The sequence below is a fragment of the Kitasatospora cathayae genome, assembly GCF_027627435.1.
Classification (GTDB): domain Bacteria; phylum Actinomycetota; class Actinomycetes; order Streptomycetales; family Streptomycetaceae; genus Kitasatospora; species Kitasatospora cathayae.
The window spans coordinates 37360-59131 of sequence record NZ_CP115450.1 but is presented as its reverse complement, the minus strand read 5'-3'; the positions used below and the strand labels follow the sequence as shown (position 1 = coordinate 59131).

Annotated in this window: 24 protein-coding genes; 14 read left to right on the top strand and 10 right to left on the bottom strand. The window is 74.6% G+C overall.

Annotated elements, in window-relative coordinates; genetic code table 11:
- The first annotated feature begins 23 nt into the window (after positions 1–23).
- Together O1G21_RS00350 and O1G21_RS00345 are read left to right on the top strand one after the other, a co-directional pair.
- Positions 24–431, top strand: coding sequence for a hypothetical protein (locus tag O1G21_RS00350; protein WP_270139685.1), 408 nt, complete (start codon positions 24–26; stop codon positions 429–431).
- A 152-nt stretch (positions 432–583) separates the two neighbouring features.
- On the top strand, positions 584–1009 hold the full coding sequence (locus O1G21_RS00345) for an ATP-binding protein (RefSeq protein WP_270139683.1): 426 nt from the start codon (positions 584–586) through the stop codon (positions 1007–1009).
- A gap of 275 nt (positions 1010–1284) precedes the next feature.
- Here the strand turns inward: O1G21_RS00345 and O1G21_RS00340 are convergent, their stop codons facing one another.
- Together O1G21_RS00340 and O1G21_RS00335 are read right to left on the bottom strand one after the other, a co-directional pair.
- Positions 1285–1758 (bottom strand): DUF5946 family protein, encoded by a 474-nt coding sequence (locus O1G21_RS00340; protein WP_270139682.1) that lies wholly within the window; start codon positions 1756–1758, stop codon positions 1285–1287.
- On the bottom strand, positions 1755–2243 hold the full coding sequence (locus tag O1G21_RS00335; RefSeq protein ID WP_270139680.1) for a GNAT family N-acetyltransferase: 489 nt from the start codon (positions 2241–2243) through the stop codon (positions 1755–1757). The genes O1G21_RS00340 and O1G21_RS00335 overlap by 4 nt, the downstream gene beginning before the upstream one ends.
- Before the next feature lie 190 nt (positions 2244–2433).
- On the opposite strand from O1G21_RS00335, the gene O1G21_RS00330 reads away from it, so the two are divergent.
- From O1G21_RS00330 to O1G21_RS00310, 5 genes are all read left to right on the top strand, one after another.
- Positions 2434–3381: an ABC transporter ATP-binding protein gene (locus tag O1G21_RS00330; protein ID WP_270139678.1), complete on the top strand. Its 948-nt coding sequence runs from the start codon at positions 2434–2436 to the stop codon at positions 3379–3381.
- Positions 3378–4226 (top strand): ABC transporter permease, encoded by an 849-nt coding sequence (locus O1G21_RS00325; RefSeq protein WP_270139676.1) that lies wholly within the window; start codon positions 3378–3380, stop codon positions 4224–4226. Before O1G21_RS00330 ends, O1G21_RS00325 begins: the two co-directional genes overlap by 4 nt.
- A 118-nt stretch (positions 4227–4344) precedes the next feature.
- Entirely contained in the window at positions 4345–5661 is a 1317-nt protein-coding gene (locus tag O1G21_RS00320; protein WP_270139674.1) for a sensor histidine kinase, read from the top strand.
- Positions 5658–6341, top strand: a complete 684-nt coding sequence (locus O1G21_RS00315; protein ID WP_270139672.1) for a response regulator — start codon at positions 5658–5660, stop codon at positions 6339–6341. Before O1G21_RS00320 ends, O1G21_RS00315 begins: the two co-directional genes overlap by 4 nt.
- A 180-nt stretch (positions 6342–6521) precedes the next feature.
- Positions 6522–7157, top strand: a complete 636-nt coding sequence (locus O1G21_RS00310; protein ID WP_270139670.1) for a TetR-like C-terminal domain-containing protein — start codon at positions 6522–6524, stop codon at positions 7155–7157.
- Between the two features lie 3 nt (positions 7158–7160).
- On the opposite strand, the gene O1G21_RS00305 is transcribed toward O1G21_RS00310, so the two are convergent.
- From O1G21_RS00305 to O1G21_RS00295, 3 genes are all read right to left on the bottom strand, one after another.
- A complete protein-coding gene (locus O1G21_RS00305) occupies positions 7161–8525 on the bottom strand; it encodes an FAD-dependent oxidoreductase (protein ID WP_270139668.1) in 1365 nt (454 codons plus the stop codon).
- 191 nt (positions 8526–8716) lie between these two features.
- Positions 8717–9487 (bottom strand): slipin family protein, encoded by a 771-nt coding sequence (locus tag O1G21_RS00300; RefSeq protein ID WP_270150730.1) that lies wholly within the window; start codon positions 9485–9487, stop codon positions 8717–8719.
- A 261-nt stretch (positions 9488–9748) separates the two neighbouring features.
- Positions 9749–10609 (bottom strand): NmrA family NAD(P)-binding protein, encoded by an 861-nt coding sequence (locus tag O1G21_RS00295; RefSeq protein ID WP_270139666.1) that lies wholly within the window; start codon positions 10607–10609, stop codon positions 9749–9751.
- A 239-nt stretch (positions 10610–10848) separates the two neighbouring features.
- Here O1G21_RS00295 and O1G21_RS00290 point away from each other — a divergent pair, with 239 nt between their 5' ends.
- A complete protein-coding gene (locus tag O1G21_RS00290; RefSeq protein ID WP_270139665.1) occupies positions 10849–11505 on the top strand; it encodes a pyridoxamine 5'-phosphate oxidase family protein in 657 nt (218 codons plus the stop codon).
- On the opposite strand, the gene O1G21_RS00285 is transcribed toward O1G21_RS00290, so the two are convergent.
- Positions 11495–12724, bottom strand: coding sequence for an MFS transporter (locus O1G21_RS00285; protein ID WP_270139663.1), 1230 nt, complete (start codon positions 12722–12724; stop codon positions 11495–11497). The genes O1G21_RS00290 and O1G21_RS00285 overlap by 11 nt on opposite strands.
- A 55-nt stretch (positions 12725–12779) precedes the next feature.
- On the opposite strand from O1G21_RS00285, the gene O1G21_RS00280 reads away from it, so the two are divergent.
- The 3 genes from O1G21_RS00280 to O1G21_RS00270 all read left to right on the top strand — a co-directional run bounded on the left by O1G21_RS00280 (position 12780) and on the right by O1G21_RS00270 (position 14779).
- Positions 12780–13763: an ArsR/SmtB family transcription factor gene (locus tag O1G21_RS00280; RefSeq protein WP_270139661.1), complete on the top strand. Its 984-nt coding sequence runs from the start codon at positions 12780–12782 to the stop codon at positions 13761–13763.
- Positions 13764–13784: 21 nt separating this feature from the next.
- On the top strand, positions 13785–14417 hold the full coding sequence (locus O1G21_RS00275; protein WP_270139659.1) for an ATP-binding protein: 633 nt from the start codon (positions 13785–13787) through the stop codon (positions 14415–14417).
- 119 nt (positions 14418–14536) lie between these two features.
- Entirely contained in the window at positions 14537–14779 is a 243-nt protein-coding gene (locus tag O1G21_RS00270; RefSeq protein ID WP_270139658.1) for a FitA-like ribbon-helix-helix domain-containing protein, read from the top strand.
- 299 nt (positions 14780–15078) lie between these two features.
- Here the strand turns inward: O1G21_RS00270 and O1G21_RS00265 are convergent, their stop codons facing one another.
- The 3 genes from O1G21_RS00265 to O1G21_RS00255 all read right to left on the bottom strand — a co-directional run bounded on the left by O1G21_RS00265 (position 15079) and on the right by O1G21_RS00255 (position 17926).
- The gene (locus O1G21_RS00265; RefSeq protein WP_270139656.1) at positions 15079–15702 is read right to left on the bottom strand and encodes a DJ-1/PfpI family protein; all 624 of its coding nucleotides are present in this window, start codon (positions 15700–15702) and stop codon (positions 15079–15081) included.
- Positions 15703–15713: 11 nt separating this feature from the next.
- Entirely contained in the window at positions 15714–16691 is a 978-nt protein-coding gene (locus tag O1G21_RS00260; RefSeq protein ID WP_270139654.1) for a GlxA family transcriptional regulator, read from the bottom strand.
- 248 nt (positions 16692–16939) lie between these two features.
- A complete protein-coding gene (locus O1G21_RS00255; RefSeq protein WP_405000563.1) occupies positions 16940–17926 on the bottom strand; it encodes a phosphotransferase family protein in 987 nt (328 codons plus the stop codon).
- Between the two features lie 67 nt (positions 17927–17993).
- Between O1G21_RS00255 and O1G21_RS00250 the strand changes: the two genes are divergently transcribed.
- The 3 genes from O1G21_RS00250 (at position 17994) to O1G21_RS00240 (ending at position 19710) form a co-directional block, all read left to right on the top strand.
- Positions 17994–18389 carry a hypothetical protein gene (locus O1G21_RS00250; protein WP_270139652.1) on the top strand — a complete coding sequence of 132 codons (396 nt, stop codon included), beginning with the start codon at positions 17994–17996 and terminating at the stop codon, positions 18387–18389.
- Between the two features lie 216 nt (positions 18390–18605).
- The gene (locus O1G21_RS00245; protein WP_270139650.1) at positions 18606–19385 is read left to right on the top strand and encodes a VOC family protein; all 780 of its coding nucleotides are present in this window, start codon (positions 18606–18608) and stop codon (positions 19383–19385) included.
- 109 nt (positions 19386–19494) lie between these two features.
- Positions 19495–19710 carry a hypothetical protein gene (locus O1G21_RS00240; RefSeq protein WP_270139648.1) on the top strand — a complete coding sequence of 72 codons (216 nt, stop codon included), beginning with the start codon at positions 19495–19497 and terminating at the stop codon, positions 19708–19710.
- A 20-nt stretch (positions 19711–19730) separates the two neighbouring features.
- Here the strand turns inward: O1G21_RS00240 and rox are convergent, their stop codons facing one another.
- Positions 19731–21161: a rifampin monooxygenase gene (gene rox, locus O1G21_RS00235; protein WP_270139646.1), complete on the bottom strand. Its 1431-nt coding sequence runs from the start codon at positions 21159–21161 to the stop codon at positions 19731–19733.
- Positions 21162–21772 lie beyond the last annotated feature (611 nt).

Here is a 21772-nt window from a genome sequence, read left to right as displayed (position 1 = left end):
ACCGGGACGGAAGGGGAATCCCCATGCTGCTAGGACTTCTGCTGATGGCGGCCTCCGGCGCCTTCATCGGGCTGCTGATCGCCGACAACCTCGCCGGCGGGCCGGAGTACCAGGTGACGATCCTCGGCAACGACCTCGTGAAGCTCGACAGCCTCGGCATCTTCCTCTCCGGCGTCGCCCTCGCCCTGCTCTTCTGCCTGGGCCTGGCCCTGATGCGGCTGTCCCGGCGCGCCGTCCGGCCTCCGGTCCGGACCGCCGGGTACCGCGACGCCCGCCCGGAGGAACCGGTAGCGCCGCTGGAGACGCTCGACACCTCGGCCGGGACGGCACCGGCGACCCCGGAGGAGCGCGCCGCCGAACAGGGCGGCCGGGCCGCCGGGATCCCCCGGGAGCCGCAGCGGCGCCGCAGCCGGCACCTGTTCGGGCACTGAACCGGGCACTGCACCCGGGCACTGCACCCGGGCACTGAATCCGGCACGGATTCGGGCACTGTATCGGGCACGGAGGTCACGGGAGGTCGGCGGCGGGCGGACGGAAACCGGCAAGACCCGGGGCACCGGATGGAGGACGGAGGTGTGGTCGGATGGTCGGAGTCCGGGTGCCCTCCCGCTCGCGCTCCTCCCCGTGGCCGTGGGCGCGCCGACTGCCGCTGTCCGCCCGGCCGGGCACGATCTCCGAGGCGCGCTCCTGCACCGCCGCGTTCCTGGCCGACGTGGCCGACCCCCTGGTGGTCGCCGACGCCGTCCTGCTGGTGTCGGAGCTGGTCGGCAACGCCATCCGGCACACCGGCGCCCCGGACTCGCTGCTCCTGGTGCGCTGCCCGGGCCTGCTGCGGATCGAGGTCAGCGACGCGAGCCGGCGGCCACCGCTGCCGCGGACGCCGTACGGCCCGATCGAGACCGGCGGCCTCGGGCTGTTCCTGCTGGGCCGCCTGGCGCTGCGCTGGGGCTGGTATCCGGCGGGACCGGGCAAGGCCGTCTGGTGTGAACTGCGGATCCCCGAGGGCTGACGGGCCGCCCGATCGCCCCTCTGGCGGCGGCGATCACCAGCTGGGCCCGGCAGGGGGACCCCGGGGGCGACGGCTCCGCGGCGGCACCCGGGTGCACGCGGTGCCGCCGCGCGACCCGGCGAGCGGCTGAGCGCGACCGCCACCGGGGTGGCCGATCTGGCGCTCATGGTGTCCTCCAGGGGGATTGCGCAGGCCGGTCGACCCGCCCCTCCATGGCACCGCGTGCCCGCCCCATGCGCATGGGACCACGGTCCCGTCCCGGTGCCGGCCGCCGACTACGCGCTGTCCGGCCCCCATCCCTCGAGGGTGGCCGCCGCCCAGGCCCGCACCCGCTCCGGGAACCCCGCAGCCGGGAAGGTCCTGTCCTGGCCGACCTCCGCGATCGTGACCGCGAACCCGCTCCGCGGCGCCCCCGCCCCCGCCCCCGTCCCCGTCTCCGTCCCCGTCCCCGGCGCGACCGCCGCGGGCCGCGGCGCCCGGCCCCTCACCCGGTGCGAGTTCGCCGCCCGGGCCCGCCCGACCAGCCCGTTCACCGCCGGCAGCCCGCCGTCGAGGTACGCCCGCAGGAACGCCCGTGCCCGGGCCCCGCCGCCGACGGCCAGCCGGCTCGGGTGCTGCAGCAGGAAGCAGGCCACCGACACCCCGTGCAGCGGCCCCCACGGCTCCGCCCGCGAGTGGTCCAGCGCGAGCAGCCGGTGGAACAGTTCCTCGCACCCCGGCGCCCCGCACTCCTCACAGCGGTCCGTCACGCCCGGACCTCCTTGCTCAGGTACATCGACGACACGCCGTAGCCGCTGCGGCGGTACAGGGCGATGGCGGCCTCGTTGCCGCCGAAGACGTTCAGCGCGAGCGCCGTCATGTCCTCGCGGGCGACGAGCCGCTCGGCGGCGGCGAGGACGGCCGTGCCGTACCCCTGACGGCGGAACGGCGGGAGGACGTGGATGTGGTAGAGCCAGGCGGAGGTGGAGGTGCCGGCCTCGGCGCGGGGGTCGGGGCCGATCCAGGCGGTGCCGACGGTCTCGCCCGACGCGTTCTCGGCCACCACCAGGTGGTGGCCGGCGGTGGCGAGGCCGTCCGGGAGGAACCTGGCGGTGCCCTGGCGGGTGCGCTCCAAGGCGAGTTCCTCGGGCATGAGTTTGGCGAGTTCGCGCACCGTCTCGGCCTCGCGGGTCTCGGTGGCCGCCTGGTACTCGGCCGGGGTCATCTGACGCAGGGTCACGGTCCGCTCGTCCATGCCGCCATCCTCGACCAGACGGCGGCGGCAGCGAAACCGGTTTTGCCTCGGGTAGGCGAGGGCGTGGTACCGCGGTACTACGGACGGCCCGATGATCAGCCCGCGGTGCCACGGTTCCGGGCACCGCCCGCCCTTAGCGTGGAGCCGTGGGCGGCCGGGAGGGCCCGGCCCCTGAGCGTAAGGGCGAGCGATGATCGAGGCGCACCAGCTGACGAAGCGGTACGGCGAGAAGACCGCCGTGGACGGGCTGGACTTCACGGTCCGGCCGGGAGCGGTGACCGGGTTCCTCGGGCCCAACGGGGCCGGCAAGTCGACCACCATGCGGATGATCGTCGGACTGGACGCGCCCACCAGCGGCTCGGTGCGCGTCAACGGCCGCCGGTACGCCGAGCACGCCGCGCCGCTGCAGGAGGTCGGCGCGCTGCTGGAGGCCAAGTCGATCCACCCCGGCCGTTCGGCGTTCAACCACCTGATGGCCCAGGCCCACACCCACGGCATCCCGCGCCGCCGGGTCGACGAGGTCATCGAGCTGACCGGCCTGCAGTCGGTGGCCCGCAAGCGCGCCGGGGCGTTCTCGCTCGGCATGGGGCAGCGGCTCGGCATCGCGGCCGCCCTGCTGGGCGACCCGGCCACGGTGATGCTGGACGAGCCGGTCAACGGGCTCGACCCCGAGGGCGTGCTGTGGATCCGCAACCTGCTCACCTCGCTCGCCGCCGAGGGTCGGACGGTCTTCGTCTCCTCGCACCTGATGAGCGAGGTCTCGCTGGTCGCCGACCACCTGATCATCGTCGGACGCGGCAAGCTGCTGGCCGACACCACCGTCCAGGAGCTGGTCCAGCAGGCCGGCGGCGACGTCGTCAAGGTGGCCAGCGCCGACCCGAGTCGGCTGCGCTCGCTGCTCGCCGGACCGGGCGTGGAGATCACCGGCCGCACCGGCTCGGAGGAGCTGCTGGTCACCGGCCGGACGGCCCGCGAGATCGGGCTCACCGCCGCCGAGCACGGCATCGCCGTGTTCGAGCTGACCCCCCGCACGGTCTCCCTGGAGGAGGCGTTCATGGACCTCACCCGGGACGCCGTCGAGTACCACGGCACCACGACCACCACCGAGAGCACCGAGACCACGAGGAGCGCGGCATGAGCACGATCGCCCCCAGTCAGCCGTCCACGCCCGCCGAGCTGCGCCCCGCCCGTCCCGCCTACAAGGTGACGGCCGCGCGCGTGCTGCGCTCGGAGTGGGCCAAGCTGTGGTCGCTGCGCTCCACCTGGATCACCCTCGGCCTGGCCCTGCTGTTCCTGGTCGCCTTCGGCCTGATCGCCGCCTTCCAGTTCAAGTCGCGGATCACCTCCGGCCGCCCGATGGACCGGGACTTCGCCGCCGCGACCACGCTCAGCCTCTCCCTGTTCGGCACCAACTTCGCCCAGCTGGCGCTCGGCGTCCTCGGGGTCCTGGTCGCGGCCGGCGAGTACTCGACCGGCATGATCCGCTCCACCCTGGCCGCCGTGCCGCGCCGCCTGCCGGTGCTGTGGTCCAAGGCCGCCGTGTACGGCCTGATCGCCCTGGTGCTGGGCACCGTCGGGGTGTTCGTCGCCTTTTCGGCCGACAGCGGCATCCTGTCCAGCACCAAGGCGGCGATGACCTTCTCCGACGCCGGCGTGGTGCGCGGCCTGCTCGGGGCCGGGCTCTACCTCGGCCTGGTCGGCGTGATCGGCGTCGCCCTCGGCGCGTTGCTGCGCTCGGTGGCCGGCGGCATCGCCGTCCTGGTCGCCTCGCTGATGCTGATTCCCGGGCTGACCTCGCTGCTGCCCACCTCCTGGCAGAGCCACATCAGCCCCTACCTGCCCAGCCACGCCGGTGAGGCGATGTTCACCCTGCACCACGACTCGACCTTGCTCTCGCCGACGGCCGGCCTGCTGGTCTTCCTCGGCTGGACGGTGCTCGCGCTGGGCGGCGCCGCCGTACGGCTGCTGCGCACCGACGCCTGAGCCCGAGCGGACAGCCGCCTGGCACACTCGCGGTGCGGCGCCGGAGGGGACCGGCGCCGCACCGCACTGCTTTCCACGCGGCACCGCACTGCTTTCACGACCGTCAGGAGACCCACCGGTGAGCGAGGACCAGACCACCTCCGCCGGCCCGTTCGCGGCCACCGACGCGCTGTCCGGGCACCCGCTGTTCGCCCGGCTGGCCCGGGTCGGCCAGCGGCTGCGCGAGGCGGACCGCGACCACCCCTGGGTGCTGGACACCGCCGTGGTGGCCATGGTCTTCCTGATGTTCTGCCTGCCCGACCTCTTCCCGGGCCACGGTGAGGGCGGCCCGCACGAGCACCGGCTCAACTTCGTCCGCCCGCCGCTGCCGGGCACCCTCGCCCTGCAGGCGGGGCTGGTGCTGCCGCTGCTGTGGCGCCGGCGGCGGCCCACCGGGGCCTTCGCGGCGATCATGGCGGTGTTCGTGCTGCAGTGGTCGCTGGGCGTGGCCCTGCGCGCCGACGTCGCCCTGCTGGTGGCGCTGTACAGCCTGGCCCTGCACGGCCGGCTGCGGCACCTGGCCTGGTCCTGCGTGGTGATGGTCGGTGCGATGGGCCTGGTCGCGGTGGAGGTCTCCGGGGGCGGGCTGCCGGTCGGGGACGCCCTGTTCTTCCTGGTCAGCGCCGCCACCGCAGGCGTCGCCCTCGGCATCGCGGTGCGCATCCGCCGGGCCCAGCTGGCCGGGCTGCGCGAGCGCGCCGCCCGGCTGGAGATCGAGCGCGACCAGCGCAGCCGGCTGGCCACCGCCACCGAACGCACCCGGGTGGCCCGGGAGATGCACGACATCATCGGCCACAACCTGTCCGTCATCGTCACCCTGGCCGACGGCGGCGCCTACGCGGCCCAGGCCTCCCCCGAACGCGGCCGGGAGGCGCTGCAGCTGATCGGCGAGGCCAGTCGCCAGGCGCTCGGCGAACTGCGCCGGATGCTCGGCGTGCTGCGCGACCAGGCCGACCAGGCCGCCGAGTTCAACCCGCAGCCCGGCATCGCCGACCTCGACGGGCTGTGCGCCCGGATCCGCGCCGCCGGACCCCAGATCGTGTACACCGTCGGCGGCGACCTGGACCAGCTGGACCGCGGCGTCCAGCTGATGGCCTACCGGATCGTCCAGGAGGCGCTCACCAACACCCTCAAGCACGCCGGCTCCGACACCCGGGCGCACGTGACCCTGACCGCCGACGCCACCCGGCTGCGGGTGCGGGTCCAGGACGGCGGCCCGCCCGACGGCGTCCGCCGACCGGTGCGGCCGGACGGCGAGGGGCACGGCCTGGCCGGGATGCGCGAACGCGCGGCCCTGTACGGCGGCACCGTCACGGCGGGCCCCGGCCCTGGGGCAGGATGGACCGTGGAGGCCGTACTGGACCTCACTCCCGACCCGACAGGCGGCCACCCGTGACCACCGTCCTCATCGTGGACGACCAGCCACTGCAGCGCTACGGCTTCCGGATGCTGCTCGAGAGCCAGCCCGACACCGAGGTGGTCGGCGAGGCCGCCCACGGTGCGGAGGCCGTCCGGCTGACCGCCGACCTGCGGCCGGACGTCGTCCTGATGGACATCCGGATGCCCGGCATGGACGGCATCGAGGCCACCCGCCGGATCGTCGCCACCGGCGGACGCTCGCGGATCCTGGTGCTCACCACCTTCGACCTGGACGAGTACGCGCACGCCGCGCTGCGCGCCGGGGCCAGCGGCTTCCTGCTCAAGGACGCCCGCCCAGAGGAACTGCTCGCCGGCATCCGCGCGGTCGCCGAGGGCGACGCCGTGGTGGCCCCCGCCATCACCCGGCGGCTGCTCGACGCCTACGCCCACCACCTGCCGGTCCGCCCGCCCGGCGCGACGCCCGTCGAGGACCCCCGGCTGGAGGCGCTGACCGAGCGCGAGCGGGAGATCCTGGTGGCCATCGCGCAGGGCTGGACCAACAGCGAGATCGCCCAGCGGCTGGTGCTGGCCGAATCGACGGTCAAGACCCATGTGAGCCGGGTGCTGGCGAAGATCGGCGCCCGGGACCGGGTGCAGGCGGTGATCTTCGCCTACGACCGCGGTCTGACCCGGCCGAACCCGCCGATCACGGGCTGATGCCCCGGGAGCTGGTTGACGGGGGCCTGCTGCGGCGAGCGGGTGGGGTGCGGCACGGATCGATGGCTGCCCGGGGTCTGCGTAGGCTGGGCGGCACGGGTGCTTGGGAGGGAACGGGTTCGTTCACTAACATTGGCGGTAAGGCCTGGTGAACAAGGAACCCCCGGAAGGTGTGCAGCCATGTCCGCGGAAGCCCGAACTGCCGAGGGTGGCACCGAGCGGGCGGCGGCGACGGCCGCCCCGGTCCGCCGGCGCGGGGAGGCCCTGGAGAGCGCCATCTACGGCGCGGCCCTCCAGCAGCTCACCACCGACGGCTACGCGCGGCTCACCATGGAGGGCGTGGCCGCCGCCGCGCAGACCGGCAAGGCCGCCCTCTACCGGCGCTGGTCCTCCAAGGAGGAGCTGGTCATGGACGCGCTGCGGGCCAGCCTGCCGCCGGCCGGACCGGCCCCCGACACCGGCAGGCTGCGCGGGGACCTCCTGGCGGTGGTGACCGGGCTGCGCACCGCGATGTTCAGCGAACTCGGCGCCGCCGTCCGCGCGATCATGAGCGAGATCGACCACCAGCGCGCCCACGCCTTCCTGGAACTGGTGCTGGAGCGGGTGGTCGAACCCACCACCGGGCTGATCGCCGAGGTGCTCGACCGGGGCGCCGCCCGGGGCGAGGTCCGTCCCGGGGCGGTCACCCCGATGGTCACCGACGTGGTGCCGGCGCTGATGCTGTACCGGATCAAGATGTGCGGCGGGGGCACCGTCGAACTCGACCCGGCGGCGATCGTCGACGAGGTGCTGCTGCCGATCGTCCGCCGTTCGTAGGATTCACGCCCCGCTGCGGCGGAGCATGTCCTCGCGCTCGACGACCTTGACCCGCTCGCGGTCCTGGGCCTGGCCCAGGGCACGCTCGTGGGCGTCCAGCCGCTTCCAGCCGTCCCAGGTGGTGTAGCGGACGCCGCGGGCGCGCAGGTGCTCCTCGACCGCCGCGGGGTCGGGCTCGGCGGCGCCGGGCAGCCGGCCGGTGGCGTGGTCGTCCAGCAGGCAGGCGACGGTTTCGTTGGCGTCGCCCTTGGTGTGGCCGATCAGGCCGACCGGGCCGCGCTTGATCCAGCCGGTGACGTAGACGGCGGGCAGGCGGGAGCCGTCGCCGTCCAGGACGCGGCCGGCCCGGTGCGGGACGGTGCCGGAGACCGGGTCGAACGGCAGCTTCGGCAGCTCGTCGGAGTAGTAGCCGACGGCCCGGTAGACCGCCTGGACGTCCCAGTCGGTGTGCCGGCCGGTGCCGCGCACGTTGCCGGTGCCGTCCAGCTCGGTGCGCTCGGTGCGCAGGCCGACCACCCGGCCGTCCTCGCCGAGGACCTCGACCGGGGACTCGAAGAAGTGCAGGTACACCCGGTGGGGTCGGTCGCCGACGTCGCGGATCGCCCAGTTCTCGATGGTGGCGGCGACCAGGTCGACGTGCTTGACGGCGCGGCGCTCGGCGATCGAGCCCTCGTCGTACTCGATGTCCTCCGGGTTGACGATCACCTCGATGGTGGGCGAGTGGTCCAGCTCGCGCAGCTCCATCGGGCTGAACTTGGCCTGGGCCGGGCCCCGGCGGCCGAAGACGTGCACCTCGACGGCGCGGTTGCGGCCCAGGCCCTCGTACACGTTCGGCGGGATCTCGGTGGGCAGCAGCTCGTCGGCGGTCTTGGCGAGGATCCGGGCCACGTCCAGGGCGACGTTGCCGACGCCGAGGACGGCGACCTTCTCGGCCTCCAGCGGCCAGGTACGGGGCACGTCCGGGTGGCCGTCGTACCAGGAGACGAAGTCGGCGGCGCCGTAGGAGCCGTCCAGGTCGATGCCCGGCAGGCCGAGCGAGCGGTCGGCCATCGCGCCGGTGGCGAAGACCACGGCGTCGTAGTAGCGGTGCAGGTCGTCCAGGGCGAGGTCGGACGGGTAGTCGACGTTGCCGAACAGGCGGACCTGGGGCTTGTCGAGCACCTGGTGCAGGGCGGTGACGATGCCCTTGATCCGCGGGTGGTCGGGGGCCACGCCGTAGCGGATCAGGCCGAACGGGGCGGGCATCCGTTCGAACAGGTCGATCGAGACGCCGGGCGCCTGTGCGGCATCGGATTTCAGCAGGGCGTCGGCGGCGTAGATGCCGGCGGGGCCGGCTCCGACGATGGCGACTCGGATCGGGCGGGTCATGCTGGCGGATCCTCCGGTCGGGCGCAGTGGGAGGTGATGGGTCCGGACCCTCGCAGCCAACCCGCGGTTCGTACGGAGGTGTAGTCGGTGCTGATCTATGAGGTCATAGAGCGGGCCTATGGCCGGCCCGGGAACCTTCCCGGGCCGGCCGAGTGGGCGTCAGCTGCGCCCGACGTCAGCTGCGCCCGACGTCAGTCGCCGTCGGCTTCGGCCGCCTGCGCCGGGACGGTGGGGGCCGCTGCGGCCGCTCCCTCGGTGAGCCGGGCCGTGGAGGCCTCGAAGAAGCGCAGCAGCTCCACCGGGAACGGCAGCACCAACGTCGAGTTCTTCTCCGCCGCGACCTCGACCACGGTCTGCAGCATGCGCAGCTGCATCGCCGCCGGGGTCTCGGCCATCTTGGTCGCCGCCTCGGCGAGCTTGGCGGCCGCCTGGAACTCGCCGTCCGCCGTGATGATCCGGGCCCGGCGCTCGCGGTCGGCCTCGGCCTGACGGGCCATCGAGCGCTTCATCGAGTCGGGCAGGCTGACGTCCTTGATCTCCACCCGGTCGATGTGCACGCCCCAGCCCGCCGCCGGGCTCTCCAGCATGACCTCCAGGCCCTCGTGCAGGTGCTCCCGCCCGGACAGCAGGTCGTCCAGCTCGCTCTTGCCGATGATCGAGCGGAGCGAGGTCTGGGCGACCTGCAGCATGGCGAAGCCGTAGTTCTGCACGTCCACGGTGGCCTTGATCGGCTCGACCACGCGGAAGTACAGCACCGCGTCCACGCTCACCGAGACGTTGTCCTTGGTGATGCCCTCCTGCGCGGGCACCGGCATCGTGACCACCTGGACGTTCACCTTGCGCATCCGGTCGAGCATCGGCACCAGCAGCGTCAGGCCCGGCTCGCGGACCTTCCCGCGCACCTTGCCGAGCCGGAACACCACGCCGCGCTCGTACTGCTGCACCACCCGCACGCCGGTCATCAGCCACAGCAGGACGACCACCACGACGACCACGAGTACCGCCACGCCTGTTCTACCTTCTCCCCGTCGCGGCGCAGCCGGGCCGGGTCCGGGATGGCCCTGTCGCCTGATGCTCGCCGCGCGCAGCACAGTATGCGCCCGGCCGGGCGGGACGGTAAGGCGTGCGCAGGGGGATCTTGACGCATCGTCGACGGCCCCGCGGGGGCGGGGGACCGGGGGCGCGCCGCTGGGGTCCCGCGCCGGCGCGCCCCCGGCGCCGGCTCAGCCGCGGAAGACCTCGGCGTGCTCGGCCGCGAACTCGGCGAAGGTGCGCGGCGGGCGGCCGGTCAGCTTCTCCACGTCCGAGCTGACCGCCGAGGCCTGCCCGGCCGCGTAAAGCCCGTACAGCTCGACCATGCCCTCGGCGCGCCACGGCTCCCAGCCCATGCCGAGCAGGCCGTTCAGGGCCACCTCGGGGGTGAGCGCGGTGTACGTGACCGGATGGCCGGCGACGGCCGCCAGCTGCTCGGCCAGGTCCCCGTGGGTGAGCGCCGCCGGGCCGGTCAGGGTGTAGACCGCGCCCTCGTGCCCCTCGGTCGCCAGCACCTCGACGGCGGCCGCCGCGACGTCCCGGGCGTCCACGTACGACACCGCGCCCTCGCCGCCCGGCACGGCCAGGCTGCCGGCCTTGACGGTCGGGGCCGTGCCGAGGAAGTTCTGGTAGAAGCCGTTCGGGCCGAGCACCGACCACGGCAGGCCGGAGGCCTTCAGGTGGTCCAGGCCCGCGATGTGCGCGCCGACGAAGCGCACGCCCTCCGGCCGGTACTCGACCCCGGCGGCCGCGTGCAGCACGATCCGCGGGCGGCGGCCGGTGCGGACGGCGGCGCCGATCACGTTCTTCTCGTGCTGGGCCATCTCCGGGTGCACGGCGACCAGCAGGTAGATGGTGTCGGCGCCGGCGAGGGCGGCGTCCAGCGACGCCGGGTCGGCGAAGTCGGCGGCGACCCGCTCGACCGCCTCGTCCCACTCCGCCTGGCCCTCGGACCCGGCGCGCACCAGCGCCCGCACCGCCTGGCCGCGCTCGCGCAGCCCCACGACCACCTTGGAACCGACCGTACCGGTGGCACCCGTCACGACGATCACGGATCTGTCTCCTCGTCCCCGCTCACGACGCGGACCTGATTCCGCGTCAGGGGGATGATCGCAGGCGGGTGATGAGGGATCAAGGTCGGGTCGGGCGCAGGCCGTGAGGGGTGTGCCGACACGCACGGGGCCCTGCCGTTCCTCGACTTGGCGATCGCCGGACGCTTGGATGGATCGGGCCTGGTCACCGCCCGGATGCCGGTCCGGTGGCCCTTGGGGCGAGCCGAGGAGCCACCACCGTGAACCACACGTCCGATCCCGACCCCACCGCCGTGGCCCGCCGGGTCGCCGAACGGCGCGAGCGACTCGGTCTCAGCGAGGAGGACCTGGCCCGCCGGGCGGCGATGGCGCCGCGCTACCTGGGCCACCTGCTCGAAGCCGGGCCCGCCTTCGACCCCGGCGGCTTCGTCCGGATCGCCGCCGCGCTCGGCGCGACCCGGGACGAACTCCTGGAGGACGGCCCCGACGCCCCGCCCGGCCGCGGCGGGCCCGGCCCGCGACCGCGACTGCTCAACCTCTCCGACGCCGAGTGCTGGAAGCTGGTCGGCTCGCACGGGATCGGCCGGATCGCCCTGCCGGTGCGGCCCGGCCCGGCCGTGTACCCCGTCAACTACGTGGTCGACCGCTCCTCCTTCGCCTACCGCACCGGCGACCGCGCCGGCACCGCCCCGGACGAGGGGGCGGAGGTGTCCCTGGAGGTCGACCGCATCGACGAGTTCCAGGGCCGCGGCTGGAGCGTGCTCGCCGTCGGCACGGCCCGGTACGTGGACGACCCGGAGGAGCGCCGCCGCCTCGACGGCCTGCCCGGCGCGGCCCCGTGGGCCGGCGGTGACCGGCCCCGCTGGGTGCGGATCCGCCCCACGGAGATCAGCGGCCGCCGGCTGGTCACCGGCTGAGGGTGGTGGCCCGTGCGGTGGTACGGGTGGCCAGCAGGTGGCGGGCCAGGGCGAGCGTGGCCAGGAGGGCGAGCAGTGTGCACACGCCCCACCAGCCGGCCAGCACCCAGATCCGGACGCCGAGCCAGGAGCCCGCGCTGCCGCCCAGGTAGGCGCAGGTCATGTACGCGGTCTTGAGACGGCCCAGGGCCTCCGGGCGGACGGCGTAGACCCGGGCCTGGCTGGCCACCATGCCGCACTGCATCGCCACGTCCAGCAGCAGCGTGCCGAGCACCAGCGCGGCCAGCCCGAGCGGGCCGCCCGCGGCACCCGGGAGCAGTACGGCGGCGGAGGCGAGCGCCCCGAGGAGGCAGACCAGGTTCACCGGGTCCGGACCGTGGCGGTCCACCAGGCGGCCCGCGTACGGGGTGCAGCACACGGTGGCCGCGCCGACCAGGGCGAGCAGGCCCACGGCCGGAGTGCCCAGCCGGTAGGCCGGGCCGGTCAGGAGCAGGGCCAGGGTGGTCCAGACGGCGGAGAACCCGGCGAAGACGGTCGCCTGGTAGAGGCTGGAGCGGCGCAGTTCGGGCTCGGTGCGCAGCAGCCGCAGCGGTTCGAGCAGCAGGGCCGGGTACGGCCGGCGGGAGGTGGGGATGGTCGTCGGGACGGCGACCGCCAGGACGGCGGCGAGGAGCAGGGCCGCGGTGGCGGCGACCAGGTAGGGGGCCCGCCAGCCCAGCCAGCTGCCGAGGGTGCCGCTGAAGGTGCGGGCCAGCAGCATGCCGGCGGTCGAGCCGCTCAACAGGACGCCGATCACCGCCCCTTGACGGTCCGGGGCGGTCAGTCCGGCCGCCAGCGGGCCGACCACCTGCGCGGCGACGGTGGTCAGGCCGACCGCCGCGCTCGCCGCGACCAGCACGGGCAGCGCCGGGGCGCAGCCGGCGGTGAGCAGGGCGAGCCCGGTGAGGCCCAGCAGGGCGACCAGGAGCGGCCGGTTGGGGAGCCGGTCGCCGAGCGGCACCAGCAGGACGATCCCGGCGGTGTAGCCGAGTTGGGTGGCGGTCACCACGGTGGCGGCCGCGTCCGGCGGCATGTGCAGGCCGGTGGCGATCAGCGGGACGAGGGCCTGTGGGAAGTAGAGGTTGCCGACCGCCACGGCGCAGGTGACGGCGAGCAGGGGGGTGATTCCGGGGGTCGTCGGGTGCCGTCGGGGCGTCGGGTGCGGGCTGCTGGAGGTCATGCGGGAAGTGCACGGCAGCGCCCGGTCCCGGCCAAGGAATGTAGCCTGGGGCTTAATGATCAGCTTCGAGCTCGACGTCGAGGACCTCGCCGACACCCGCTTCGCGCTCTCCCCGCTGCACGAGGTCGTGCTCAGCCTGCGGGTGCTCCAGGATCCGGGGCTGTCCGCGCTGCACCTGCCCTGGCGGCGCTCGGTGCTCGGCCGGCTCGGCGGGCTGGACACCGGACTGCTGATGTCCCTGGTGGCGCGCAGACGCACCCTGCCCGACTTCCTCACCCCGGCGGCCGGCGGCTTCGCGCCGGCCTTCGAGGAGGAACTCGCCGTGGTCCGGCGGGCGTCGGCGGCCGAGGTACGGCACGACCTGCGGCTCGCCCACGCGCCCGACGCCCTGCCGGAGGCGCTGGGCGACGCGCTCGCCGAGGAGGACGCGGCGGTCCTCGGGCTGCGCGACGCGATCTGCGAACTGCTGCGCCGCTACTGGGCGGTGGCGATCGAGCCGCTGTGGCCGCGGATGCGGCTGGTGCTGGAGGCGGACATGACCTACCGCGCCCGCCAACTCGCCCTCGGCGGCGCTCGGTTGCTGTTCGCCGACATGCACCCCGACCTGCGCTGGGAGGACGGTGTGCTGCACGTCGACCGGATGATCAGCCACCACCGGGTCGCCGCCTCCGGCCGGGGGTTGCTGCTCCTGCCGTCCGTGTTCGCCCACAAGCCCGCACCCCCGGTGAGCCCTGACGTGCCGCCCCGCCTGGTCTATCCCAGCCGCGGCGTGGCGACCCTCTGGGAAGCCCCGCCCACCCCCGACCCGACCGCCCTCACCACCCTGCTCGGCGCTACGCGCGCCCGCCTGCTCGTGCTGCTGGAGGAGCCGCTGCCCACCGTCGAGCTGGCCCGGCGGCTGCGCGTCACCCCGAGCGCCGTCTCCCAGCAGTTGCGGGTGCTGCACGCCACCGGCCTGGTCGTCCGGGCCCGGGACGGGCGGCAAGTCCTGTACCGCCGCAGTGGATTGGGGGACCAGCTGGTGGCGGGCGGCGGGTGAGCGCTGGGGCATACTCGACGGATGGACGGAACAGCCAGGGCTGCCTGGACCAACACCACCCACGACTGGGCCGCCACCGTGGACGCCGAGCACCTCGCCCGGATCCGCGCGGACGCCGAGGGGTTCGCGCCGGGCGGGGTGGAGCACCTCGTGCTGGAGGTGCTCGCCTATGCCGGCGACGAGGCGGCCGCGCGCGGCGCGGGCCGATGCGTCGTCACCCTGCACGCCGACGGCTCGGTGTCGGTCCGGGACGACGGGCGGGGCACCGACACCCGCGTCGACGAGCGCGGAGAGGTGGTCAAGAAGCCGGTCATGGCGACCAAGGACCTGCGCTTCTTCGACCACCCCGAGGCGGAGCGCCTCCCGGACGGGCACCCGCGCCGGGGCGTGTCCGTCGTCGCGGCGCTCAGCAGCCGGCTGCTGCACACCAATCGGCGGCTCAACGGGGCCTGGACCCAGCGCTACGAGCACGGCCTCCCGGTCACCGGCCTCGAGCCGGTCGAGCCCGACGGCACCACCGGTACCTGCGTGACCTTCCGGCCGGACGCCTCGTTGCTCCCGCAGAGCCCGGTGGACCCGGACCGGCTGGCCGGGTGGGCGGCGCACTGGCCCGCCCTGGAGGTCCGCGTCGAGTCCTCGCAGCGGGAGGGCTGACACGGGACGGCGCGTAGTGCGGCAGTGAGGAGCGCACGCGGACGGGCTTGACGCCGGGTGCGGTGGTGCCGGCGACGGTCGCCTTGTAGCGGGCGCTACCGGCCGCTACGCTCGCCGCCATGAAGCAGCTGAACGTCCGCCTGGACGACGCCCTGCACGAGGCGCTGGAGCAGCGCGCGCAGGCCGCCGGGATGAGCCTGCCGGACTACGCGCGCAAGGTGCTGGCGGAGGAGGCGGACGAGCGGCGCGAGCGGTTCCTGACCGCCGCCGCCCACTTCGCCCAGGCCTGGGGGCCCGCGTTCGAGGCGGAGTTCGGCCCGTACCCGGCCGGCACCCGGGGCCGCACGGCGGACGCGGCGTGATCCTGCGGATCGACCGGGCCTGGCTGCTCGACCTCGCCCACCGGTTCCCGCCCGACATCCGGGAGCCGGCGACCGCCATCCGCACCTGGCACCGCTGACGACGGGCGAACTCCTCGGCGCGCCACGGCCCTTCCGGCCGATGGGGGAGCCGTGTCCGCCATCCGGCCCTCCCCGCTGGCCCGCCGCCTGGCCGGTGGAGAAACCGCGGGAGCAACAGCCGCGCCTGTTGGTCCAGCGGCCAGGCGGCGGAATCGTCCGGACCGCGGACGGCCGTTGATCCGTTGGACCCGCGCCCGGCGCTACGGGCGGTTCGCCAGGTAGGCCTTCGCCTCGTCGGAGGCCTTGGCGTACGAGCCCGAGTCGAAGGGCGGCTGGGGGTCGTACTCGATGGCGAGCTGGAAGGCCTCCGCGGCGACCCGACCCGCGATCAGCTCGGCCAGCCGCAGGGCCATGTCGATGCCCGAGGACACCCCGGCGGCCGTGATGATGCCGCCGGGCTGCTCCACGACCCGCCGGGCCGTGTACCGGGCGCCGTACGACTCCAGGAGGTCGACGGCGCTCCAGTGGGTGGTGGCCGTCAGCCCGTCGAGCAGGCCGGCCGCGCCGAGCAGCAGGGAACCGGTGCACACGGAGGTGGTCCAGGTGGTCGTCGCGTGCAGGCGGCGGATCCAGTCGAGCAGCGGCTCGTCGGTGACGCCGCGCCGGGCGCCCGGGCCGCCGGGGACCAGCAGGACGTCGGCCGCCGTGACGTCCCGGAAGGAGGCCGTGGCGAGGAGGCCGAGCGCGCCCGCGCCGTCCCGGTGGGTGCCGGGAGCGGCGGCGGCGAAGACGACCTCGGCCTCCGGCAGCATGCGGAGGACCTCGTACGGGCCGACGGCGTCGAGGGCGGTGACGCCGTCGAAGAGCGGGATGACGATGCGCACGGGCAGGCCTTTCAGGCGAGGGAGGGATGGGCCGAGAAGCGCTTGCGGTACTCGCCGGGAGTGACTTGCAGCGTGCGTCGGAAGCTGCGGTGCAGCGTCTCGACGGTGCCGAAGCCGCAGGAGCGGGCCACCGCGTCGAGCGTCGCCGGGGTGGTCTCCAGCAGGCGCTTGGCGGCCTCGATCCGGACGCTCTCGACGTAGGCGGCGGGGGTGCGGCCGGTCTCCGCGCGGAAGACCCGGGTGAAGTTCCGTTCGCTCATGGCGGCGCGGGTGGCCAGGGTCGGGACGCCGAGGTCGGCTTCGGGGTGGTCGGCGATCCAGTCGAGGAGGTCCCGCAGCGGCGCCCGGTCCGGCCGTTGGGCGGCCAGCTGGGCACTGAACTGGGCCTGGCCGCCCGGGCGTTGGACGAACATCACCAGCCGGCGGGCGATCGTGCGGGAGACCTCCGGACCGTGGTCGGCCTCGGTCATGGCGAGTGCGAGGTCCATGCCCGCGGTGATCCCGGCCGAGGTCCACAGGTCGCCGTCGCGCACGAAGATCGGGTCGGGATCGACGGTGACCCGCGGGTGGCGCTCGACCAGCTGGGCGCAGCGCGACCAGTGGGTGACGGCGCGCCGCCCGTCGAGGAGCCCGGCGGCGCCCAGCAGGAAGGCGCCGCTGCAGACCGAGGCGGTGCGGCGGGCGCGCCGGGCGGTGCGGGCGAACCAGTCGACGAACCGACGGTCCTCGCAGGCCCGCAGGACGCCGTTGCCGCCGACGGCGATCAGGGTGTCCACCGGGGCGTCGGCCCGCTCGAACTCCTCGATCGTCAGGGCCGGCGAGACGGCGAGACCGCTGCTGGCGGGCACCGGGCCGGGCGTGGCGGCCACGGTCTCGATCGCGACGCCCCCGGTCAGGTACCCAGCCTGGGTGAAGACCTCGTGCGGTCCGGTCAGGTCGAGGAGCTGGAAGTCCGGGAAGACGGCGAAGACGATGCGCGGGCTGCTCACCCCTCCAGCGTGGCCGCGCGTCCCGATGGCGGCAAGGACACGGAGGTGACGATTTCCGCCATGTCCCGGGGCCGGGTGGATCAGGGTGCCCAGGGCAGCCGGAGGGCCTCCAGCTCGGGGTCGGCCAGCAGGGTCTCGGCATCCGGCCGTGATCGCAGACGGCGGGGCCCGCTCAGACGGTGAGGAGCTGGGTGCGGGCGAGGGCGGCGTAGAGGTCGTCCCCGGGCAGCGCCCCGCCGGACCGTTGTTCAACCAACCAGGTCCAGCGCCCGGTTCAGGTTGAACTCGGCGATGCCCGCCATCGCCACCCGGTCGGGGAAGTCCCCGTCCAGCAGCCGCAGCGGCCCCGCCGTCAGCGAGAGCCGCTGCGCCAGCAGGTAGAGGGCGAGCCGGTCCTCGTCCAACCCGGCCGGCTCCAACGGCCGGTAGGCGTCGTGCAGCCGGATCCGCAGGAACACGTGCTCCCACTCGACGTCGAAGTACATCGAGCCCTCGAGGTCGATCACCACGGGCCGCCCTGCCGCGTCCACCAGGACGTGGTCGGGCCCCAGCTCGCCGTGCACGACGGCGTACTCCGCCCGCGGCCGCACCGCTGCCGCCAGGGACCGCAGCCGCTCCGCCAGCCGCTCCCGGGCGGCCGCCACCCGGGGATCGCGCGCCGCCGCCTCGGCCAGGTCCCGCAGGGCACGGTCCAGGACGGCCCCCTCGCAGGACGTCCCGTGCGAGGCGCCGCCCGCGTCGATCACGGCCACCTTGCCGTACCCGGGCGCCCGGTGGCCGCGCATCGCCTCCAGCGCCTCCCCGAGGCGCGCCAGCACCGGGGCGGCGGCCCGCGGATCGCGCGCGAGCAGGGCCTCCAGGCTCTCGCCGGGAACGTCCTCGACGACCGCCAGGTCGGCCGGACCGTACCCACCGGCACGGTCGACCAGCCGGATCGCGGGGACGCGGACGCCCAGCCCGGCCAGCCGTGCGTGCGCCGCCTCGAACAGGTCGAGTCCGAGGCCGGGGGAGAACGGGTCGGCGAGGTCGTCGTCGCCCTCGGCGGCAGGCCAGTAGTTCTCGGCGTCGGCCCAGCGGTAGGCGATCGCCGTCGTCCCGTCGTCCATCACCAGCCGGTACACGCCCTTCTTGCTGCCGCCCGCCATCCGCTCCACGGCGGCCAGCCGCCGCCCGCCGCCCAGAGCGGCCCGCGCCGCACCCGCCAACTGCGCCTGCGCCACTGCCTCGACCGCCACCTGCGCGAACCGCCTCTCCGTGTCCGTGATCCGCGTACCCTACCGGTGGCGTGAGAGCCTTACGGCGATGAATCCCGGGAACAACGAGGTGGCGGTCGGCGAACGGCTGCACCGGCGCGGCTGGCGCAAGGCGTTCACCGTCGAGGAGCGGGTGGGCAGTTGGGCCCGGCTGGTCGGCGAGGTCGAGCGCGGCTACCAGGACGACGTCGCGGAGTACGCCAACGACCTGTACTGCCGGAACTGGCTGCACGAGGCGTGGCTGCTGCTCGACGACCGGACCGTACTGCTCTGGACCGCCCGGATCGAGGCCCTCGACCGGAGGTTCCGCGCCGCGACCGTCGACGACGACGGCGTCGCCCTCGACCGGTTCCACCGGGTCCCGCCGCCGGAGCTGTGGTGGTGGCGACGGCACCCGCGCGTGCTGGTCGGAGAGCTCGGCCGCGCGCTGCGCTCATCGGGCTGAGGAACGCAGGGCCCGTCGCAGCTGGTCGAGGGGCGGCCGGCCGGGGCCTGGAGGACTGACGAACAGTGAGGTCCGGATCAATCCCGCGCGCCGTGGTACCGGATCGAGGTCGCGTGGCCGTCCGAGCCCCGGCCGTGGGGGCGGCGTGTCGGGTGGCGGATGCCGGGGTGGGACGGGAGGGTGACTGGCGGGGGACCTCCCGAGGAAAGAGCGAGCATGCCCGTAATCACCACCCCGTACCTGACCGGCACCCCGTGCTGGGTCGATCTGATGGCGCAGGACCAGCAGGCCGCGCTGGACTTCTACCGTGATCTGTTCGGCTGGCAGGGGCAGGTCGGCCCGGCCGAGTTCGGCGGGTACGCCGTCTGTCGGCTCAACGGTCAGGCGGCGGCCGGCATCGGTTCGGCGACGGCTCCCGAGGGCATGCCGGAGCCGCCCACCGTGTGGACCAGCTACCTGGCCACCACCGACGCCCAGGCCACCCAGGACGCGATCGTGGCGGCCGGCGGCACCCTGCTGGCGCCGGTGATGGACGTCGGCAGCCTCGGTCGGATGCTGGTCGCCGCCGACCCGCAGGGTTCGGTGTTCGGCGTCTGGCAGGCGGTGGACTTCTCCGGCGCCGGGGTGGTCAACGAGCCGGGCGCGCTGACCTGGAACGAGCTCCACACCGACGACATCGGGGGCGCCACCGCCTTCTACGGCGAGGCGTTCGGCATCGACTTCGTGCCGGTGGAGGGCGACATCCAGTACTGGGAGCTGAAGGTCGGAGGCCGTCCGGTCGGGGGCGCCACGCTGCTCGAGAACGACCCGCCGGGCACCCCCGCGCACTGGCTGAGCTACTTCGCGGTCGACGACGTGGACTCCGCCACGGACACGGTGGTCAAGCACGGCGGCAGCGTCCTCGCCCGGCCCTTCGACATGGCGGCCGGGCGGATGGCGGTGGTCGCGGACCCGCAGGACGCCCCGTTCGCGATGATCAAGCTCGGCCCGAGGTAGTGACACCGCAGCCGCGCTCACCGAACGTCGAGCCCGCCCGGACGCCCCGGGCGGGCTCGTGGCTCGGACGGGACCTCGGACAGGACCTCGGAAAGGACGGAGCGGAGCCGTGACCGGACGCCACCGACGCACCCCGGAGCCGGAGTTCCCGGCCGACGCCGACCACCGGCTCCGGGCCATCGCCGAGCAGCGGCCGGTGGTCGAGGAGGGCGTCGTCCTGTTCCCGGGCTCGGACCGCCCGTACCTGTACCGGACCGTGTACGAGCCGGACGGTACGGCCAAGCGCTCCCTGCTCAGGATCGACCCGGGCCCGCGGGCTGACTGATCCGCCCACCTCCGCCCCGCTCAGGCGCCGGCAGCGCCGAACCACCTGGCCAGCGCCTCGTCCAGGGTCTGCTGGTCGGCGCCGACCCAGGCCACGTACCCGTCGGGGCGCAGCAGTACGGCGGGGGCGTCCAACTCCTCGGCGGGGTCGACGACATGGTCGAGCCGGTCCGCCCAGCCCGCCACCGAGAGGCCGCCGCCGGTCGCGTCGAGCAGCAGCGCCCGGCCGCCGCGCATCCGCTCGTACAGGCGGCCCTGCTTCAGCCGGACGTCCCGCAGGCGGCGGCCGAGCAGCCGGTGGCCCTCGCCGAGGTCGTAGCGGACGCCGACCCCGAAGACCATCTCGGTGATGTACCGGTTCACCTCCTCGAAGTCCATCAGGGTGGAGAGCAGCTCGCGCAGCGCGACCGCGCCGGGCTCGCCGCCCAGCAGGGTCATCTGGGCCCGGGTGTTGGCCAGCACCCGGGCGCCGACCGGGTGGCGCTCGGTGTGGTAGCTGTCCAGCAGGCCGGCGGGGGCGCGGCCGTGAACAGCGGCCGCGAGCTTCCAGCCGAGGTTGTAGGCGTCCTGGATGCCGAGGTTGAGGCCCTGGCCGCCGGTGGGCGGGTGGATGTGCGCGGCGTCGCCGGCCAGGAAGGCCCGGCCGACCCGGTACTGCTCGGCCTGCCGGGTGGCGTCGCCGAAGCGGGAGAGCCAGCGGGGCGAGTGCGCGCCGAAGTCGGTGCCGGCGGTGGCGCGCAGCTGCTGCCGGAACTCCTCCAGGGTGGGCGGCTCGACGCGGTCCTCGGCCACGTCCGCGGCGGGCACGACCATGCGGTAGGCGCCCTCGCCCCGGGGGACGGCGCCGAAGCGCAGCTCGGTGCGACGGACCTCGGTGACCACCGCCTCGATCGTCGCCGGATCCTCGGCCAGCGACAGCTCGCCGAGCAGGGTGTCGACCCGGGAGGGCTCGCCGGGGAAGGCGATGCCGAGCTGCCGGCGCACCGTGCTGCGGCCGCCGTCGCAGCCGACCAGGTAGCGCGAGCGCAGCCGGGTGCCGTCCGCCAGCTCGACCGTCACCCCGCCGTCGTCCTGGCTGAGCCCGGCCACCTCCCGGCCGCGCCGGATCTCGGCGCCCAGTTCCAGCGCGTACGCGTGGAGCAGCCGCTCGGTGACCGGCTGCTCGACGGTGAGGCCGTACGGGTGGGCGGTGTCCATGGTCTGCGGCCAGGGCTTGTGGATGTGCCCGAAGAAGCCGCCGACCTGGAACCTCCCGCTCACCGCGAGGAACCGGTCCAGCAGTCCGCGCTGGTCCATCATCTCCACGCTGCGCACGTGCAGACCCTGGCCGCGGGACTCCCCGGTCGGCTCGGTCAGCCGCTCCAGCACGACCACCCGCACGTCCTGGAGCCGCAGTTCGATCGCCAGCATGAGGCCGGTCGGGCCGCCGCCGACCACGATCACGTCGATCATCAGAAGATCCCCCAGGGAGTTCGAAGGAGGCCGACAATTCAGGACACCGGCGCATGAAAGGTGTGAACCGCGTATTTCGCCAGGTTCCGGCCGCGGGCGACGATTCTGCGCCAGGAGGGGGGCCTTGCGGCAAGGCCCCCCGTGGGCGCTACCTTGATAGTGGCGAGGAGTCCCCGATCTCCTCGCCTTTGCTGTCGGCGACGCACGCGGTGCACCTCGGCAGTGCCCCGGTGGGCACCGCCGTCCGAGCGCCAGGGGCCTGCGGGGCAGCCGCGCGGTCGCCATGGTCACCGCAGGCCCGACGATCACCACGCCGAGCGCGTAGGCGGCCACCGCCTGCCCCGAAGTGCTTTGCGGCACCTGAAGATCCGCGCCGACCTCGGGGAGCATGCCCGCGACCAGGTATTCCGACGTACCGGACATTGCGCCGGCGTCCGTGTTGGAGCTGGACGGCCGGGTCGGGGAGGCCGTCGAGCTGCTCCGGTCGTCCCCGGCGTTGGGGGCGACCAGGGAGCTCGCCCACCTGCTGGTGCGGCAGGGGCGGGTGGAGGAGGCGGTGGGCTGTCACCGACGGTGGCCGCCGAGCGGGAGGCGGAGGCCCTGTGGTGGGC

Coding starts and splice junctions, on each gene's coding strand:
- O1G21_RS00350 (WP_270139685.1), top strand. CDS start 24: ATGCTGCTAGGACTTCTGCTGATGGCGGCCTCCGGCGCCTTCATCGGG.
- O1G21_RS00345 (WP_270139683.1), top strand. CDS start 584: ATGGTCGGAGTCCGGGTGCCCTCCCGCTCGCGCTCCTCCCCGTGGCCG.
- O1G21_RS00335 (WP_270139680.1), bottom strand. CDS start 2,243: ATGGACGAGCGGACCGTGACCCTGCGTCAGATGACCCCGGCCGAGTAC.
- O1G21_RS00330 (WP_270139678.1), top strand. CDS start 2,434: ATGATCGAGGCGCACCAGCTGACGAAGCGGTACGGCGAGAAGACCGCC.
- O1G21_RS00325 (WP_270139676.1), top strand. CDS start 3,378: ATGAGCACGATCGCCCCCAGTCAGCCGTCCACGCCCGCCGAGCTGCGC.
- O1G21_RS00310 (WP_270139670.1), top strand. CDS start 6,522: ATGTCCGCGGAAGCCCGAACTGCCGAGGGTGGCACCGAGCGGGCGGCG.
- O1G21_RS00305 (WP_270139668.1), bottom strand. CDS start 8,525: ATGACCCGCCCGATCCGAGTCGCCATCGTCGGAGCCGGCCCCGCCGGC.
- O1G21_RS00300 (WP_270150730.1), bottom strand. CDS start 9,487: ATGACCGGCGTGCGGGTGGTGCAGCAGTACGAGCGCGGCGTGGTGTTC.
- O1G21_RS00285 (WP_270139663.1), bottom strand. CDS start 12,724: ATGACCTCCAGCAGCCCGCACCCGACGCCCCGACGGCACCCGACGACC.
- O1G21_RS00280 (WP_270139661.1), top strand. CDS start 12,780: ATGATCAGCTTCGAGCTCGACGTCGAGGACCTCGCCGACACCCGCTTC.
- O1G21_RS00275 (WP_270139659.1), top strand. CDS start 13,785: ATGGACGGAACAGCCAGGGCTGCCTGGACCAACACCACCCACGACTGG.
- O1G21_RS00270 (WP_270139658.1), top strand. CDS start 14,537: ATGAAGCAGCTGAACGTCCGCCTGGACGACGCCCTGCACGAGGCGCTG.
- O1G21_RS00250 (WP_270139652.1), top strand. CDS start 17,994: ATGAATCCCGGGAACAACGAGGTGGCGGTCGGCGAACGGCTGCACCGG.
- O1G21_RS00245 (WP_270139650.1), top strand. CDS start 18,606: ATGCCCGTAATCACCACCCCGTACCTGACCGGCACCCCGTGCTGGGTC.
- rox (WP_270139646.1), bottom strand. CDS start 21,161: ATGATCGACGTGATCGTGGTCGGCGGCGGCCCGACCGGCCTCATGCTG.